The organism is Allohoeflea poritis (genome assembly GCF_027889715.1).
Classification (GTDB): Bacteria; Pseudomonadota; Alphaproteobacteria; order Rhizobiales; family Rhizobiaceae; genus Hoeflea_A; species Hoeflea_A poritis.
Genome location: NZ_JAPJZH010000024.1, coordinates 1 through 17,250, shown reverse-complemented (window position 1 = coordinate 17,250; position 17,250 = coordinate 1). Strand labels below are relative to the sequence as shown.

Below are 17,250 nucleotides of genomic sequence, written 5' to 3'. Positions count from 1 at the left end.
TCATGGATCCACTTACGCTTGGAATTATCGGATTGGCTTCGATGCTCGCGCTGGTCGCTCTGCGCGTCCCAATCGCTTTTGGGATGGGGCTCGTCGGGTTCCTCGGAACGATCGTTGCAATCGGCTGGCGGCCGGGTCGAGAATTTGATTTCGAGCGCGGCTTCAAAGCGGCGTTCTCATTTATGCAATTCGAACCCTACTCCTTTGTTGCAAGCTTTCCAATTATTGCGGTGCCGCTGTTTCTGATGATGGGTTACGTGGCCTTCCATGCCGGTTTTACAAAGGACATTTATTATACAGCGCGGGTTTGGTTGAGCCGGCTTAACGGTGGTCTGGCGATCGCATCTGTTGCGGGATGTGCCATGTTTGCAGCGGTGTCTGGATCGTCGCTCGCCACTGCCGCGGCGATGGGTAAACTGGCCGTTCCAGAAATGCTCAGGTACAAGTACGACAAGGGTTTGGCGACCGGCGTGGTGGCAGCATCTGGTACGCTCGGCTCGTTGATCCCGCCCTCGATTCTCATGGTTCTCTACGGAATCTTTACCGAGGAATCCATTGGGCAGTTGCTCCTTGCCGGCCTGATCCCCGGATTTCTTTCGGCCCTTGTTTACGCCGCGATGATTTGGGTTCGCGCGGCAATTAATCCTGAGCTGGCGCCGAGGGTTGAAGCGGTAAGCTGGGGTGAGCGTTTCCGTGCACTTAAAGGCACGTGGTCGATCATCGTTTTGTTCATCCTGGTAATGGGCGGTATTTATGCCGGTATTGTGACACCAACCGAAGCAGCGGCCGTTGGTTGCGCTGGCGCTTGGGGGTTGGGTTTTCTGGCCCGCCGGCTGGATCGACGCAAAGCCAAGCTCGCATCGATCGAAACAGCTAAGCAAGTGGCAAGTGTATTCGCGTTGGTCATCGGCGCGAAAATATTTGTTGGCTTCATCGCGCTCACCGGCGTCGCCGGCGCATTGACGGAATTGGCTGCGGCGCTCGGCGATGTGCATCCCTTCTGGATTATTCTCAGTCTTTCCGTCGTCTACATTGTCCTTGGGACTTTCATTGATCCGCTCGGCCTGATGTTGCTAACGCTACCGGTGGTGGTGCCGGTTGTCGAAAACCTGGGATATGATCTCATTTGGTTTGGCGTCATTATGATCAAACTTCTGGAAATCGGCCTAATCACTCCGCCTGTCGGTCTGAATGTCTATGTTTTGAAAGGTGTTGTTGGTGACAAGGTCCCGCTGGAGAAGATTTTCGCGGGTATCCTATGGTTCCTACTGATGGATGTTCTGACTTTGGTTATCTTGATCATGTACCCGCAAATCAGCCTTTGGCTACCGCAAGCCATGCTGGGAGGATGACCTGGGATCTGCCCGCTTCGAACCGCCCGCAGAACCTGCGTTTCAGGGGATTTCCGGGACACTTTTGGTACCCACACCAAACAAAGAAGCATGCTCAAGAATCAGAAAATCCGCTATCCTGTTGGAATAGCGGGCCAAATCTGGTTTTGGGGGCAGAATTTGAACCTGCGACCTTCAGGTTATATGCCTTGCGTTTTCCTGATCGAGTGCACGCCCGGTTCCGTCTTGGTTAACTCCTTGCGCCACCAAAGTCGGCCTGAACAGTCCCCAGACCTTGAAGAGATCTGTTGAAAAAAATGCACAAACAGCGCGTAGTAGACTTGGCCGACCCTCTTGTTAGCCGGTCACTAAATCTCGTAAACCTCCAGATCTTCAGCCACGCTGGCCGGTCCGTTGAAATTCGCCTCAAGGTCGTTTCGGGTTCTCTCGTGACCCTCTTCCGTATCCATGTGGATTCGGAAATGCGAGATCAAAAGTCTTTTGACTCCTGACGACTCTGCCATCTGCGCTATTTCAGCCGGATTGGGCGAGTTCTGTTTGATCGCCGGATGCACCTCTTCGCCGGTCAGACAGTAGCACCAGTGCAACAGGAAATCCGCATCACGTGCCAGCTTCCTGAGTGGATCACAGATGCCAGCATCGCCGGAATAGACAAACTTCTTATCGCCGCTCTCGACCGAGAACGCCATACAGTCAAAGGCCGGTTGCGCATGCGGGACTTCGCAGCTCTTGAGCATCCAGCCATTGCCCTCAAAAGCAAAACCGGGAGATATCTCGGTAACCTGGGGAGAAGGCCAAGCACGCGGGAGTGTTCCGCCGCGCGCAACCCACACCTGTTGGCTTGGCGCGAGTTCTGTACGTGCAATCAAATCTGGTGACAGAACACCTTCCCGCCCAAAGAGAAGTTCGGATTGCCGCGCAATCGGTTTGGGACCCCAAACCAAAAGCGGTTTTGCGCCCTCGTCCCACGCCGCGTGGACAAGGCGGGCATAGTCCATCATGTGGTCAGTATGGAGGTGCGAGAAGAACAGGTGCGTGATATCGGAGGGAAGGCGACCGGACCGGACCAAGTTGTCAAACACACCTCCGCCGCAATCAAAAAGAATCTTGTCTTCGCCTACCTCCAGCAAATATCCGGACGATGCACGACGGATGTAGGCTTCCGGGGAGCCCGATCCAAGAACTGTCAGTTTCATACCTTTTCCTTTCATGACGAAGCTCGCGCGATAATAGGTACGCCTGAATTGAATGCCGATCCAAGGCTTATCAATCGATCTGAAGAGAACTCGGCATGGCGTTGTCGCATCGAAGACGAAGTCAGACGACGCCTCTGGTCGCCAGGGTTTCTGATGATGGACTGCAGACCGGAGATGGATTCTGGGCAATCATCTTTCCGAAGCTGACAAGGTGATCTGGATAGCGTGATTCTCATTGATTGCTGATCGCCACAGCGAGGCACGCGCATCTGATGCCCGGTCGACAAAATGGCTGTAAGACGCGTTGGGCTCACAGTTCAGCCTCATAGGCTTCAGATGCCGCTTCGATCTTGCTCAGAATTGAGAAGTATTGCGCCTGTTCTTCAAGGCTAAGGGCCGCGATCAGATGCTCGCGCCTGCTACGCATATGCGGCAATGCCTGCTGATAGGCCAACTCCCCCTTTGGCGTGATAGAGAGAATCTGTACCCTGAGGTCGACCTCAGACTGGCGTGTATGCACGAGACCGCGCCGAATCAGATCCTGCGTGATCTTGCTCATTTGTGACTTATCCAGTCCCGAGAACCGAATGAAGTCCGCCAGACTGCCTTCTCCACGGGAACTTAAAAAAACAACCACACGCCATTCACTTAGCGACAAGTCCGAGTGCTTGCGCAGAAGCCGGTTGGCTTGAGCCGTGAGCTTTGCATTCAGCCTCGCCAGTGGGAAGGAGAGATGCTGCTCGGCCGGAATTTCGCTCATTTCTCGGACCGCTTCGGCCACATTGAACCCCCTTGGCGCTTACGTTGAAATAGACAAAAACTCGTAGATAGGTCAACTTAAAACGTTGACATATCCACTTTCTATTGCCTTAATATACCTTTGGTTGGCAAGGAGAAACAGCATGCGAGAATTTCTGCGAATTGCGGCCGCCACGGTCTTGACGGTTGCGGTCACGGTGTCCGCTAACGCAGCGGACTGGATTCCTCCGGGACCAATAAAGATGATGATTGCCTTCAGGGCAGGTGGCGGTGCCGACACTCAGGCACGATTGATTGCTGAAGATCTTCAAGAACGCCACGGCTGGGAGATCATTCCGGAGAATGTGACCGGTAAGGGCGGTCTCAATATGGCCAATCAGCTTAAGGGCGCTGCTGCTGACGGAACCGTAATCGGCATCGCGGTGACCGAGACGTTTGGCTACAACATGGCAGCAGCGCCGGGAGCAGGTATGACACCGGCCGACTTCGCGGGCCTCACGACGACGGCTGGGTTCCAGATGGGAATCGTGGCAAAAACAGATCGCGGTTGGGCCAGTTTTGCGGACATGGTCGCTGCCGCCGAAGGCGGTGAGCAGGTTCGGTTTGGCGTAATGAGCCCCCGTCTTGCCGATCTGGCCTATCTTCTTGGCAAAGCAAACAACGTCACATTCAACATCGTTGAAGTACAGGGTGGTCGTGCGGTCATGGACGGTGTAAACGCGGGCGATCTGGATGTTGGTTTCATGGCGGGGATCCAGGCACAAGGCGTCGAGACCGGAGAACTCGTTAACCTTGCATCCGCCCTGTCCGCGCCCCTGGATCAGACGCCGGAAGCGCCGACCATGGAGACCCTGGGCGTACCATTCAACTCTGATGGACAGTTTGTCTTCGTGGCACCTGCCGGCCTCGACACAACGGCGCGCGATGCGATCGCAGGTGCGATTGCAGCTGTTGTATCAGACCCGGAAACAAAAGCCGGCGGGCTTGTCCAAAGAGCATTTGGCGGTGCAACCGTCTTTAGCGGTCAGGAACTCGATGCGGTGCTCCAGTCTGAATACGAAAAGGCCGGTGAATTGCTCACCGCTGCCTCCGAGTAAACCGGAAGGCAGGAGGCCGGCCCAGAACCGGAAAATCTCTTCTGTCAGATACGTCCTAGCCGGGAGGTGCTTGTGCCAAATTCCAGCCGCGTTAACGTGATCCTCGGCTGGGCCATTGTGGTGTTTTCGCTGTTGCTGGTCTTCGTCTGGATCCCGCTCGATACGACCACCGGAGTTATTGAAAGAGTTCGCCGTCAAACCCTTATCGGCGATTCAATGGCTCCGATGATCGCAGGGATCTTTCTCTTGATTGGAGGAGCACTGTTGCTCGTTTTTGAGCGCAAGGCGTCAGATCAACCACAAATCGATCCGCTGAACCTGGGGATCGTCACGTTAATGGCGGCGGTAATTGCAGCCGGGTTCTTGATCATGCGCTTTGCCGGGCCGGCAGCAGTTGAAATCAACAATCTCATAACCGGTTCGGATCTAGAGTACCGGCTGCTCCGTGACACACCGCCTTGGAAGTATATCGGTTATTTTTTGGGAGGCGTCCTGTCGATCACCGGAGTCATTTCGCTGGCGGAGGGGCGCTTCAGTATCCGAGCGGCATTGTCTGCCGTCTGCGCAGTCATATTCATGATTGCCATCTACGACTTTCCGTTTGATGATTTGCTCCTGCCTCCCAACGGCGATTTTTGATGACCCCGCTCGAATACGTATGGTCAGGAGTGCTTGCGGTGTTTCAGGGCCCGGAACTGTTTTCTGTTCTTGGCGTTTCGATCTCCGTTACTTTGGTGATGATATTCTGCGGCTTCCTCCTGGGAATAGCAGTGGGAGCAACGCCAGGACTGGCAGGCCCAATCGCTATGGCGATTTCGCTGCCGATCCTGATATCGGTGTTTGGCTTCACACCGGACGCACTTCTGCCGGTAATGGGTTTTTTGATCGGCATCATGAAAGGAGCCACCATAGGTGGCGCCGTTCCCGCAATTCTCTTCAATACACCTGGGACGCCAGACGCGTATATGACAACGCTTGACGGTTACCCGATGACCCAAAAGGGTCAGGCAACGAAAGCGTTACGGGTTGCACATTTCTCTTCGGTATCTGGAGATACCTTTTCGGATATTGTCTTGATCATGTGCGCGCCTTTTCTGGCTATTTTGGTGGAGAGCTATCTCGATCTTCCGGAAAAAACCGCTCTTCTGATCCTGTCTCTTTCCTTTATCGCTGCTGCCGTCGGTGGTTCACCAGCAAAGGGTTTGGTCTCCGCGGGACTTGGTTTGCTTGTTGCATATGTCGGGACCGGTCAGGATTTTTACCCCAGGCTGACAATGGGAATGCCGGCATTTGGTCAGGGATTCCCTCTAGCCGCCGCAATTTTAGGCGTTCTGATTGTCGGTGCCGTTTTCCATGAACTTGCTCAGTATTGGCGAGAACGCGATGCTGAGCGTCTGGAGACAAAGCTTGTCGAAGACGCCAGCCAGAGTCTTTCATTGGCGAACATCCGCGGACTAATGCCCTACATCGCGCGTTCCGCAGTTATTGGAACGGCTATCGGTGCGTTGCCTGGCATCGGATCCACCTTGGCCGCAACCCTTGGCTACACGGTGGGCAAACAACGGTACGACAAGAGGCGCAAGGAAGACGAACCCGCTTTCGGCGAGGGAGCTCCGCAGGGGGTTGCCGCGACTGAGGCGGCGAACTCCTCAGTTTCAGGTGCTAACCTGATCCCCGTGCTATCGCTCGGGATCCCGGGCAACACAGCGGCTGTGTTTCTGATCCTGGCAGCCGAAAGTATTGGCGGCTTCAATCCCGGGCCATCGGTATTCAAGTTCGATGCGGAGCGAGTCAATCCTGAATTGGTGATTGCGTTTGGACTCTTCACAGCCATGATCCTCGCCAACATCATGAATTGGACAATCGGCGGTCTGTTTATGCGTTCCATGGGCATCATGACTCGCGTCCCAAAACAGATCCTCCTGCCGATCGTTCTGATGCTGACGTTGACGGCAATCTATGTCCAGGAAACCGATATGGCAGCCGTGTGGTTCACATTGGGCTTCGGGTTGCTGGGATATGGAATGCGCGTGCTGGCGATCTCTCCACTGCCGTTTGTCATCGCGTTTATCCTAGGCGGGAAGATCGAAGACAGCGCACGCCAGGCGTTTGCCGCAACGGGCGGGGATCCGTTCTTTCTGGTTTCGAGCCCGGTAGCAGCAACCTTCATGATATTGGCCGTCGTGGTGGTATTCGCATCTACCGGTCGACGAAGGTTAGCAGGATGAGCCGGAGACCCACATGATCAAAAACATCCTTGTTGCCTACAACGGTTCGGAATCTTCGGACGCGGCGTTGCATGCGGCCTTGATGATGCATGAAAAATACGGCGCACATGTCACAGGACTGTTGGCACATCGCAGCGCGCAAGCACGATTGAGCCAGGAAACGTGGATACCGGAGAGTTTGCGCCAGACACTTGATGAGCTGGAGACGCAAAACCACACGAAGTGGCAGTCCCGCTTTGAAGAGCAAGCCAAAGGAAAAATCGCCGGTGATATGCTGCACTGGATCACGATCGAAGGTGATGCGGATGCGACCGTTGCCGATTATGCGCGTCTATACGACATCACTGTCGTCGGCCGTCGGGACGTGGTTCAGGGTCGTGAACGGCTGAGCTTGCATCCTGACAGGATTGCTGTCGCCAGCGGACGGCCCGTTTTGGCAATTCCACGCAACCTTCGCCCGGAAGCAATCCACAAAGACGCCGTTTTGGCCTGGGACGGTCAACGAGCTGCGACGCGGGCCCTGCACGATGCAATGCAGATTCTCGAGACCAAGCAGCGGGTCCATATCATAACGGTTGAGACTGGAAATCTGGGTCACCCTCTAAAAGGAATGGATGTCGAAACTGCATTGTCACGACATGGAATCGACACGGAGATGGCGCGATTACCCCTCTCCGAAGCCGGGATTGCACAGACCATTCTCGACTATTGTAGTCAATGCGGCGCTGGACTGCTCGTCATGGGGGCTTTTCAACGCAGTGTCTTTAGAGAAGAGCTTTTTGGCGGTGTGACCAAGGACGTCCTGGCTGCATCTGCCGTCCCCATCCTGTTCGCTCATTAGTGGACTGGCGACCGTGGTACGAAATCAAGCTAGACTAGGGACGTCGAATATAGGCTGTCGCTTCGATCTCCAAGAGAGCCTCATTCTCGATGAGGTCATTGATCACAAGCATCGACATGGCTGGAAAGTGCTTTCCGAATACCCTGCGATACGCTTTGCCGACTTCTTTTAGATTGGCCAGGTACTCGGCTTTGTCTTTCACAAACCATGTCATGCGACCTATATCGGTTACCTCGCCGCCTGCCGCCCGTACAATCTCTGCGATATTTGACAACGCTTGCTCCGTTTGATCCACGAATCCTCCGTCGGGGAACTTGCCACGTTTATCCCAGCCGATCTGACCGCCAATGTGCAAAGTACCGTCAGGCATCTGAATGCCATTTGAGTATCCTATCGCCGGCGCCCAGCCATCAGGGTGAATGATCTCCGATTTCATGTTCGCGACTCCATGGGTGTGTTTCAACTATTGCCGACATCTGTCTCGCGGCTGTTCGAGCACGCGTGACAAAAGGACTTTCAGGTCACTTTCGCTTTCTTCTGATACTTCGGATCGCGCCACACTTCGTTCGAGATCACTTCTTCGATGATCTCCGCGGCGGCCACGCAATCATGTTTGTCAAGGTAAAGCGGAGTGAAGCCGAAACGCATGATGTCAGGACTGCGGAAGTCACCAATGACACCGCGATCAATCAATGCTTGCATCGCTGCGTAGCCCTTTTCGAAAGTAAAAGAAACCTGGCTGCCGCGCATCCCGCCGTCTCGTGGTGAGGCGAGACAGAGTTCGGGGCATCGTGTCTCAACTTCTGAGATGAAGAGCTCCGACAACTCCTGCGACGCGTGACGGATCTCGTTCATGTCGACTTGATCCCAAACGTCCAGCGCCGCGTCGAGCAGTGACAATTGCACTACCGGCGGAGTTCCGACGCGAAGTCGTTCTGTGGAAAATGCGGGTCGATAGACCAGTTCCATAGCGAATGGCGCATCATGACCCATCCACCCCGCCAAGGCTGGCTCAACATTTTCAATGATGTCCGGGCGGACATAAATGAAGGCTGGAGCACCAGGTCCGCCATTGAGATATTTGTAGGTACAACCGACCGCAAACTCGGCGTTTGTTCGTGCTATTTCCACCGGCATTGCGCCGGCGGTATGGGCGAGGTCCCAAATCATGACCGCACCTGCCTCGTGCGCAGCCGCGGTAATGGCTGCCATGTCATGCATGCGCCCGGTACGGTAATCGACGTGTGTCAACATGACGACGGCCACGTCTGCGTTGATTTCCCCAGCGACATCCTCTGGCGCGGACAAGCGAAGGTCATGTCCCTTGTCGATGGTCCGGATCAGGCCTTCGGCCATGTACAGATCGGTTGGAAAGTTTCCGGTGTCCGACAAGATGACTTTGCGATCCGGGCGCATTTTCAATGCGGCCGCCAGAGCCTGATAGACCTTGATTGAAAGCGTGTCACCGGTGGCGACGCTGCCATTTGGGGCACCGATGAGCTGCCCTATGCGGTCGCCCACACGTTGCGGCAATGAGATCCAGTCAGCTCTATTCCATGCCCGAATCAGCTGCTGCCCCCATTCGTTGCATATCACCGCCTGCCCGCGTTCCATCGCGCCTTTTGGCAGTGGCCCCAAAGAATTTCCATCGAGATAAATCACGTTCCTTGGGATGTCGAAGAGCTCTTTTCTGGGAAGCGGCATTATTAAAGATCTCCCCGCAGGCGCCAGAGTTCGGGAAACAATTCGACTTCGAGCATGCGTTTCAGATACTTCACGCCAGACGTGCCGCCGGTGCCACGTTTGAAACCAATCACTCGTTCAACGGTGGTGACGTGATTGAATCGCCAACGTCGGAAGTAGTCTTCCAGATCAACAAGTTTTTCGGATAGTTCATACAGTGTCCAGTATCGATTGATATCCTGATAAACCAGTTTCCATTTTGCTTGCACCTCCGGAATTGCCACATGTGGGCAGTCCAATTGAGGTTCCGGCGCTGCGCTTTCATCTCCATCGATGGTCTTAAAGAGAAAACGGATAACCTCATCATAAAAACTCGGGCGTTCGAGTTCTTCGGTCAGCGCCTGAAGGACGTCCGGTCGATGCTCGTGGGGCTTGAGCATGTTGGGATTTCGGTTTCCCAAAACGTATTCGATCATGCGGTACTGATAGGATTGAAAACCCGATGACGGTCCAAGCCATCGGCGAAAACGCGTGTAATCTGCGGGAGTCATTGTACGCAGGACATCCCACTGATTGTTGAGTTGTTCGAATATGCGACTGACACGTGCAAGCATCTTGAACATATTAGCGGTGTCGCCTGCTTTCAGCGCTTGCCTTGCAGCAGACATTTCGTGCAGTATCTGCTTCATCCAGAGTTCTGCGGTCTGGTGCTGAATGATGAAGAGCATCTCGTCATGCGCATCGCTCAGACAATGCTGCTGCGCCAGCACGTTATCGATGTGCAGATAGTCCCCGTAAGACATCGAGTCGGAGAAGTCGGTTTGGGCGCCTTCAGAACCGGGATCGTAGGGTTGTTTGCTCATGATGATTGCTTCAGTTTGAAACGCTGGATCTTGCCGCTTTCTGTCTTCGGTAAAGCGTCCGCGAAAACGATGGAGCGGGGATACTTGTATGGTGCGATCGTCGCCTTGACGTGATCCTGTAGTTCTTTGGCGAGGCTGTCGGAGAGCTCAAGAGCTGCATTGAGGACTACATGAGCCTGCACAATGCTGCCTCGCTCGTCGTCGGGAACACCCACGACCGCACACTCGGCAACCGCATCGTGTGATAGCAAAGCAGCTTCTACCTCGGGGCCGGCGATGTTGTAACCGGATGATAAGATAATGTCGTCGTTGCGCGCGGAAAAATAGAAATACCCATCTTCGTCCTGCCAGAATGCGTCACCGGTGATGTTCCAGCCGTCTTGCACATATTCATTCTGACGCTCGCCGCGCAAATAGCGACAGCCTGTCGGACCCCGTACAGCCAAACGGCCGATATCACCGTGCGGTACCACCTCACCATCCTCGCCGATGATTCTCGCCTCGTAACCGGTCACCGGCTTGCCCGTACATGACGGCTGGTGATCCTCAAATCGGTTGGTGATGAAGATGTGCAACAATTCTGTCGCACCGATCCCATCGAGCATGGGTTTTCCGGTCTTCTGTTTCCATTCCTCGTACACCGGCGCGGGGAGCGTCTCCCCGGCAGAAACGGCGGCGCGCAGTGATGAAAGGTCAGCACCTTCATCCATGGCTCCCATCATCACCCGATAAGCCGTCGGTGCCGTGAAGCAAACCGTGGCTTTGTATCTTTCGATGATTTCGATCATGTTTGGCGGTGAGGCCATCTCCAACAACGCCGCCGTGGCGCCGAAGCGGAGCGGAAAGATCGCCAGGCCACCCAATCCAAAAGTGAAGGCAAGCGGCGGAGAGCCGACAAAAATATCGTCGGGCCGGACCTTCAGCACTTCCTTCGCATAGCCATCTGCTATGATCAGGAGATCACGGTGGAAGTGCATCGTCCCTTTTGGCTCGCCGGTAGAACCTGACGTGAAGCCGATCAATGCGACGTCGTCCTGGCTGGTATTCACAGCATCGAACTGCACCGGCTTCTCAAGCGCCAGACGATCGAGTTCCGCGTCGTGGTTCGATGTGCCATCAAAGCCCACCACCGTATTGAGACCGTCACTTTCAAGGGCGCAAGCCGTCATTTCATCCATCAGGCGTGTGTCACAAAGGGCGTGTGTGATCTCAGCCTTGGCGACGTATTTTGACAGTTCACCGGCACGCAGCATCGGCATCGTGTTGACGACAACTGCACCGACTTTGGTTGCGGCCAACCAGCACGCAACCATCGCCGGATTGTTGGCGGAACGGATGAGTACGCGATTGCCCGGCCTTACGGCGAGATCGTCCGCAAGGACATAAGCTAGTCGATTGCTCCAATCCGCCAGTTCCTTATAGGTTCGGCGCCGCCCGTTTCCGATCAACGCGATGTTGTCGCCAAACCCCTTTTCAACCATAACATCGGTCAGCTCGGTGGCGACATTCAGTCGATCCGGATAGTCAAAACCGTCCAAATTCAGATCGGGCCATTGATCCTGGGTTGGCAGGTTATCACGCGCGAAAGTGTCGGTATGGGCCGTTGATCCGAGCATCCTGATTACTCCTGACGATTTGGGAATGTCAGCCACACATGCGCCGCGCGCTCAGCGTCTGGCGTACCTTTGCGGGCGCGCAACGCTCCAATCTCAGATTGTGCACGAAGGTGAGGTGTGCACGGCTTATGTCTGGTTCCGGCAAGAGCACTGCCCGAGCTTTTTCTTTGTTGCAGACAGATTGCTCGAGTGAGAAAGATCATACGCGTATCGCCTCTGAAGCGCGGTCGGCGAGGCGCCACGCCTGATCGCGTCCGGCCAGATAGGGCAGAGGCCATGATGCCTGGCGATCGCCTATCTTGGCCGCCTCGCGAAGCGTCCAATAGGGATCAGCCAAGTGGGGCCGTCCAACGGCAACCAAATCTGCTCTGCCAGCCATGAGGATCGAGTTGGCGTGATCCGCCTCGAAAATGTTTCCGACGGCAATGGTTTTGATTCCAGCATCGTTGCGGATCCGATCACTGAACGGCGTTTGGAACATGCGGCCATATACGGGATTTGCGTCTGGAGTCGTCTGTCCGGCCGAAACATCAATGACGTCGGCACCGGCCGCGCCGAAGGCTCTGGCTATGTGCACCGCGTCTTGTGGCGTAATGCCATCGTCTCCGACCCAGTCATTGGCCGAAATTCGGACCGACATGGGTTTGTTATCAGGCCAGACGTCGCGCATTGCAGCAAAGACTTCGAGCGGATAACGCAAACGGCATTCCAGATTGCCGCCGTACTTGTCGGACCGAACGTTGGAAACCGGTGAGATGAAGGAAGAGAGCAGATATCCGTGCGCGGCGTGAAGCTCGATCATGTCGAAACCAGCGCGATCGGCCATTTCGGCAGCGGCAACAAACTGAGACTTGATTTCCTGCAAGTCGGTCTCTGTGGCCTCCATCGGAACCGAGTTTCTGTCCGTCCACGGAATTGCCGAGGCTGAAATCAATTCCCAGTTTCCGGCTTTAAGGGGTGTGTCCATCCCCTCCCAGCCTATATTGGTGGAGCCCTTTCGTCCGGAATGACCTATCTGGCAGCAGATTTTCGCATCGGTTTCTGCGTGCACGAACCGAGTGAGGCGCTTCCAGGCGATCTCATGGTCCGACGCGTAAAGCCCCGGACATCCCGGCGTGATCCGGCCCGTGTCTGAAACGCAGGTCATTTCGGTGTAGACGAGCCCAGCACCTCCTTTTGCGCGTTCCCCATAGTGGATGAGATGCCAATCGGTCGGGCACCCGTCGACTGCCTTGTATTGCGCCATTGGCGAAACTACGATGCGGTTTTTGAGTTCCATTTCCCGCAAGCGGAACGGAACCAACATGGGCGGTAGAACGGGAGCGTCAGCTTTCATTCCAGCCTCGCGCATGAACCAGCGTTCTGCCTGCTCCAGCCATTCGGGGTCACGAAGCCGCAGATTTTCATGACTGATCCGTTGCGATCGCGTCAACATGGAGTAGTTCAGTTGGACGGGATCCATACCAAGATAGCGCTCGACCGATTCAAACCACTCAAGCGAGTTCCGGGCTGCTGATTGGAGGCGCAGGACTTCCAGCCGGCGCTCTTCCTGATATCGGGTAAATGCCTTTTCCAGACTGCTTTCCGTGTGGATGTATTCCGCGAGTGCGATCGCACTTTCGAACGCGAGTTTTGTGCCCGAGCCTATCGAAAAATGTGCGGTTGCAGAGGCGTCCCCCAACAGCACGACGTTGTCATGGTGCCATTTTTCGCACAGCACCCGCGGGAAGCGAATCCAAGCAGAACCACGGATGTGATTCGCATTGGTCATTAGTTCATGGCCACCAAGGTGATCCTTGAAAATGGTCTGGCAGATCTCGATGCTTTCCTGCTGGCTCAGTTGCGCAAACCCAAATTGATCAAAAGTTTCCTGAGAGCACTCGACGATGAACGTGGCTGTATCCTCGTCGAACTGGTAGGCATGAGCCCAGATCCAGCCATGCTGGGTCTCTTCAAAAATGAACGTGAACGCGTCCGAGAATTTCTGATGTGTGCCCAACCAGATGAACTGGCATAGGCGTTGGTCGATTTCGGGTTTGAACGCATCGGAGTACAGAGCGCGGGTTTTTGAATTCAGACCGTCCGACGCCACGACCACATCGAAGCTCTTTCGATACTCCTCCGCACTGTCCACTTCGGTCTCGAAGCGCAGTTCAACGCCGACCTCCCGTGCGCGCTCTTGAAGAATGAGCAAGAGTTTTTTGCGCCCGATCCCACAAAATCCGTGACCGGAAGAAATGTGTGTCTGGCCTTCGTAGTGGAGTGCGATGTCATCCCAGTACGCGAAGTTTTCACCAATGGTTCTGGCGCTGACCGCATCGTTTGCGGCAAGGTTTTCAAGAGTTTCGTCCGATAGCACCACGCCCCACCCGAACGTATCATCGAACCGGTTTCGCTCGATGACGACGACTTCTTGCAAAGGGTCGCGCAGTTTAGCGGAGATAGCGAAGTATAGCCCAGCCGGCCCACCACCCAAACACGCTATACGCATGGTTTCCTCCATTGTCTCAATGCTGTGCCCCTTGGACGATCAGTTGCGAACGCTGTGTTCATAACGCGAAACCAAATATATTTCAAGCTTGAAATTTTTAAACTTAAAATATATGCTTTTGCGAAACAGCCATAAGGGAGAGAAGCGCGATGCAAAACTCGAAATCCATCGAAAGCGTTCACGTAACGCCGGAAACTGCGCGAGCCAAGCCGGAGGCTTTGAATTGGGAGGACCCGTTCCTCCTGGAAAACCTGTTGTCAGATGAAGAACGAATGATACGCGACACAGCGCGCGCCTATTGTCAGGACAATCTGGCGTCGCGTGTGATCGAGGCAAATCGGCGCGAAGTGTTCGACCGGGACATCATGACGGAAATGGGTGAACTCGGCCTGCTGGGCCCGACAATTCCCGAGGCCTATGGCGGGGTTGGAACGAACTATGTCTCCTACGGCTTGGTTGCGAGAGAAGTCGAGCGCGTCGATAGCGGTTACCGCTCGGCCATGTCCGTACAGAGTTCACTTGTGATGCATCCGATCTTTGCCTACGGGTCGGAAGAGCAGCGCAGCAAGTACTTACCCAAACTGGCTTCCGGCGAGTGGGTTGGCTGCTTTGGTCTGACCGAACCAGACCATGGCTCTGATCCGGGATCGATGATCACACGGGCAAAGAAGGTGGACGGCGGCTATCTTGTGTCCGGCGCCAAGAACTGGATTACCAACAGTCCGATTGCCGATGTCTTTGTGGTTTGGGCCAAGTCCGACGCGCATGAAGCGCGCATCCGAGGTTTTGTTCTCGAAAAGGGTATGAGCGGTCTCGATGCACCCAAGATCGAGGGAAAATTCTCACTGCGCGCATCTGTCACCGGCATGATCCAGATGAGCGATGTCTTTGTCCCCGAAGAGAACCTTCTCCCAAATGTTGAGGGGCTAGCCGGACCGTTCGGCTGCCTGAATCGGGCACGATTTGGCATCAGTTGGGGCGCCATGGGTGCGGCGGAAGCCTGTTGGCATGCCGCGCGCAACTACACACTGGAACGCAAGCAGTTCGGAAAGCCACTTGCGGCAATGCAACTTATCCAAAAGAAGCTCGCCGACATGCAGACTGACATCTCGTTTGGATTGCTCGGCTCGTTGCGGCTGGGGCGTATGATGGACGCCCATGAAAATTCTGCCGAGCTCATCAGTCTCGTCAAAAGAAACAACTGCGGAAAGGCTTTGGCGATCGCTCGCGAAGCACGGGACATGCACGGTGGCAACGGTGTTTCGGATGAGTATGGCGTAATCCGGCACGTCATGAACCTTGAAGCGGTCAACACTTACGAAGGCACGCACGATATCCACGCGCTCATCCTTGGACGCGGTCAGACCGGTCTGCAGGCATTCTCATGAGCATTGCGAAGATCAACTGGGACGACGCGTTTTCAAATGCGCGTTACATCGACAAAGGCGAGGATTATCCTGATTTATGGGCCAGGCGTGCAGCCGATTATCGGTCCAGTGCTTTCACTATACCGGATGTTCCATACGGCTATCACAGACGCGAGCGTATGGACATTTTCCGCCCGGATGGCGAACCAATTGGCTTGGCGGTTTTTGTTCACGGTGGCTATTGGTCTGAATTCGACAAATCCAGTTGGTCCGACCTCGCCGCTGGCGCTGTGAGCCTTGGTTGGGCCGTCGTAATACCCAGCTATACCTTGGCGCCCGAAGCCAGGATTAGAGATATAACCCGACAAGTCGGCCACGCGATTGAAGGTGCCTCTGAGAAGTTCGACGGCCCGGTCAGATTGGCAGGTCATTCTGCCGGCGGACATCTTGTCACCCGAATGATCTGCGACGACACCCCTCTCCCGCCGGGTGTGCTCTCAAGAATCGATCGTGTGCTCTCCATAAGCGGGCTGCATGACTTGAGACCGCTTCGTCTGACTGAGATGAACGTTTTGCTAAAACTCGACCAGAAGGAGGCCGAGATCGAAAGTCCCGTGCTGCATGATCCTGTTGCAGGGCCAGAACTAACATGTTGGGTTGGAGACGACGAACGGCCAGAATTTGTCCGTCAATCTCGATGTTTGGCCGAAGTCTGGGCCAGCAAGGGCCTACCTACAAGTTTCGTTCAAGATCGGGGAAGGCATCATTTTGATGTCATAGACGGACTGAAAGTTCCCTATCATCCGCTAGCTCGCACCTTCGCTGGAGACCATCATGAGGCAGTAGAACATTGAGAGATGAGGACTGAGTGCGGCATTGACCAGATTGCCGGGTGCTGTCTGCGCCCATTGCTGAGCGCCAATGCACTGCTTTTCCTGATCAACCTGCTGACACTGGTGATCGTCGTTACCTTTCCCGGCATAAGACTGTGGTTACCCGGCAATCTTGGATATTAGATCGAGGAGCTTCCATGAACGACGCAAGCCCGCTTCCTGATGGTCCGGTTACTTCCTCTACCATTCGGTAGGACAATATCCGGGCAAGGCAATGGATATCCGAAGACGGATCAACAATGGCTGCCTCTCGGTCGGTCGGACCGTTGGGTTGGCATCGAATTCTCCATGTCTTGGTTGGATTTTTTGCCCTGAGATGGTTGCAAGCAGTACTTGAACTCGCGGCCTTCATGAATTCACGTGGTAATCATGAGGTGACCCATTCTTGTTTCAGAAATACAAACTCTCAAACATATCTTCAATCTCTTGAATTTATTAGATTTTTGCAGCACCCGGCTGGATTCGGACCTGTGACCTCTGCCTTTTGAGGGCTGAGTTCGCACTTGGCTTAATTTTGATTTTCGAGTGGTACCCATTTGGTACCCATACCAAAATTGAGAAGTGTCCAAGAATCAGAAAACCCGACATCCTATTGGAATACCGGGTTGATTTTGGTTGCGGGGGCAGGATTTGAACCTGCGACCTTCAGGTTATGAGCCTGACGAGCTACCGGGCTGCTCCACCCCGCGTCAACTTTTGTGTCCTGCGCTCGAACCGAAGCGAAACTTGCACCTTAATCGGCGCTGAAAATGGCTTGGCTCGAACATTTTAAAGAGAAGATATGTTTTTGCTTTTTGCGGACCTGGCGGTGCCCTACTCTCCCGCGTCTTGAGACGAAGTACCATTGGCGCAGGGGTGTTTCAC

15 protein-coding genes and 1 tRNA gene are annotated in these 17,250 nt (G+C 54.7%); 8 read left to right on the top strand and 8 right to left on the bottom strand.

Going from position 1 to position 17,250, the window contains the following annotated elements; all coding sequences use genetic code 11:
- Positions 1–2: 2 nt before the first annotated feature.
- Positions 3–1,352 carry a TRAP transporter large permease gene (locus OOZ53_RS24330; RefSeq protein ID WP_271092381.1) on the top strand — a complete coding sequence of 450 codons (1,350 nt, stop codon included), beginning with the start codon at positions 3–5 and terminating at the stop codon, positions 1,350–1,352.
- 347 nt (positions 1,353–1,699) lie between these two features.
- On the opposite strand, the gene OOZ53_RS24325 is transcribed toward OOZ53_RS24330, so the two are convergent.
- Both OOZ53_RS24325 and OOZ53_RS24320 read right to left on the bottom strand, forming a co-directional pair.
- Positions 1,700–2,548, bottom strand: a complete 849-nt coding sequence (locus tag OOZ53_RS24325) for an MBL fold metallo-hydrolase (protein ID WP_271092380.1) — start codon at positions 2,546–2,548, stop codon at positions 1,700–1,702.
- A gap of 310 nt (positions 2,549–2,858) precedes the next feature.
- On the bottom strand, positions 2,859–3,329 hold the full coding sequence (locus tag OOZ53_RS24320; protein ID WP_271092379.1) for a MarR family winged helix-turn-helix transcriptional regulator: 471 nt from the start codon (positions 3,327–3,329) through the stop codon (positions 2,859–2,861).
- A gap of 121 nt (positions 3,330–3,450) precedes the next feature.
- On the opposite strand from OOZ53_RS24320, the gene OOZ53_RS24315 reads away from it, so the two are divergent.
- The 4 genes from OOZ53_RS24315 to OOZ53_RS24300 all read left to right on the top strand — a co-directional run bounded on the left by OOZ53_RS24315 (position 3,451) and on the right by OOZ53_RS24300 (position 7,473).
- Positions 3,451–4,404, top strand: a complete 954-nt coding sequence (locus OOZ53_RS24315) for a Bug family tripartite tricarboxylate transporter substrate binding protein (protein WP_271092378.1) — start codon at positions 3,451–3,453, stop codon at positions 4,402–4,404.
- A 72-nt stretch (positions 4,405–4,476) separates the two neighbouring features.
- On the top strand, positions 4,477–5,043 hold the full coding sequence (locus OOZ53_RS24310; RefSeq protein WP_271092377.1) for a hypothetical protein: 567 nt from the start codon (positions 4,477–4,479) through the stop codon (positions 5,041–5,043).
- Positions 5,043–6,632, top strand: a complete 1,590-nt coding sequence (locus OOZ53_RS24305; protein WP_271092376.1) for a tripartite tricarboxylate transporter permease — start codon at positions 5,043–5,045, stop codon at positions 6,630–6,632. Before OOZ53_RS24310 ends, OOZ53_RS24305 begins: the two co-directional genes overlap by 1 nt.
- A gap of 13 nt (positions 6,633–6,645) precedes the next feature.
- Entirely contained in the window at positions 6,646–7,473 is an 828-nt protein-coding gene (locus tag OOZ53_RS24300; RefSeq protein ID WP_271092375.1) for a universal stress protein, read from the top strand.
- Positions 7,474–7,507: 34 nt separating this feature from the next.
- On the opposite strand, the gene OOZ53_RS24295 is transcribed toward OOZ53_RS24300, so the two are convergent.
- From OOZ53_RS24295 to OOZ53_RS24275, 5 genes are all read right to left on the bottom strand, one after another.
- A complete protein-coding gene (locus OOZ53_RS24295; protein ID WP_271092374.1) occupies positions 7,508–7,909 on the bottom strand; it encodes a RidA family protein in 402 nt (133 codons plus the stop codon).
- An 80-nt stretch (positions 7,910–7,989) separates the two neighbouring features.
- Positions 7,990–9,177 (bottom strand): kynureninase, encoded by a 1,188-nt coding sequence (gene kynU, locus OOZ53_RS24290; RefSeq protein ID WP_271092373.1) that lies wholly within the window; start codon positions 9,175–9,177, stop codon positions 7,990–7,992.
- 2 nt (positions 9,178–9,179) lie between these two features.
- Entirely contained in the window at positions 9,180–10,019 is an 840-nt protein-coding gene (locus OOZ53_RS24285) for a tryptophan 2,3-dioxygenase (RefSeq protein ID WP_271092372.1), read from the bottom strand.
- Positions 10,016–11,635 carry an AMP-binding protein gene (locus OOZ53_RS24280; RefSeq protein WP_271092371.1) on the bottom strand — a complete coding sequence of 540 codons (1,620 nt, stop codon included), beginning with the start codon at positions 11,633–11,635 and terminating at the stop codon, positions 10,016–10,018. Before OOZ53_RS24280 ends, OOZ53_RS24285 begins: the two co-directional genes overlap by 4 nt.
- Positions 11,636–11,834: 199 nt before the next feature.
- On the bottom strand, positions 11,835–14,126 hold the full coding sequence (locus OOZ53_RS24275; protein WP_271092416.1) for a bifunctional salicylyl-CoA 5-hydroxylase/oxidoreductase: 2,292 nt from the start codon (positions 14,124–14,126) through the stop codon (positions 11,835–11,837).
- Positions 14,127–14,275: 149 nt separating this feature from the next.
- Here OOZ53_RS24275 and OOZ53_RS24270 point away from each other — a divergent pair, with 149 nt between their 5' ends.
- Genes OOZ53_RS24270 through OOZ53_RS24260 form a run of 3 tightly spaced genes read left to right on the top strand, consistent with a single transcriptional unit; the run spans position 14,276 to position 16,509 of the window.
- Positions 14,276–15,514 carry an acyl-CoA dehydrogenase gene (locus tag OOZ53_RS24270; protein WP_271092370.1) on the top strand — a complete coding sequence of 413 codons (1,239 nt, stop codon included), beginning with the start codon at positions 14,276–14,278 and terminating at the stop codon, positions 15,512–15,514.
- Positions 15,511–16,347, top strand: coding sequence for an alpha/beta hydrolase (locus tag OOZ53_RS24265; protein ID WP_271092369.1), 837 nt, complete (start codon positions 15,511–15,513; stop codon positions 16,345–16,347). Before OOZ53_RS24270 ends, OOZ53_RS24265 begins: the two co-directional genes overlap by 4 nt.
- 3 nt (positions 16,348–16,350) lie before the next feature.
- Complete coding sequence (locus OOZ53_RS24260; protein ID WP_271092368.1) at positions 16,351–16,509, top strand: hypothetical protein; 159 nt, start codon at positions 16,351–16,353, stop codon at positions 16,507–16,509.
- A gap of 489 nt (positions 16,510–16,998) precedes the next feature.
- Here the strand turns inward: OOZ53_RS24260 and OOZ53_RS24255 are convergent.
- A tRNA-Met gene (locus OOZ53_RS24255) sits at positions 16,999–17,075 on the bottom strand.
- Positions 17,076–17,250 lie beyond the last annotated feature (175 nt).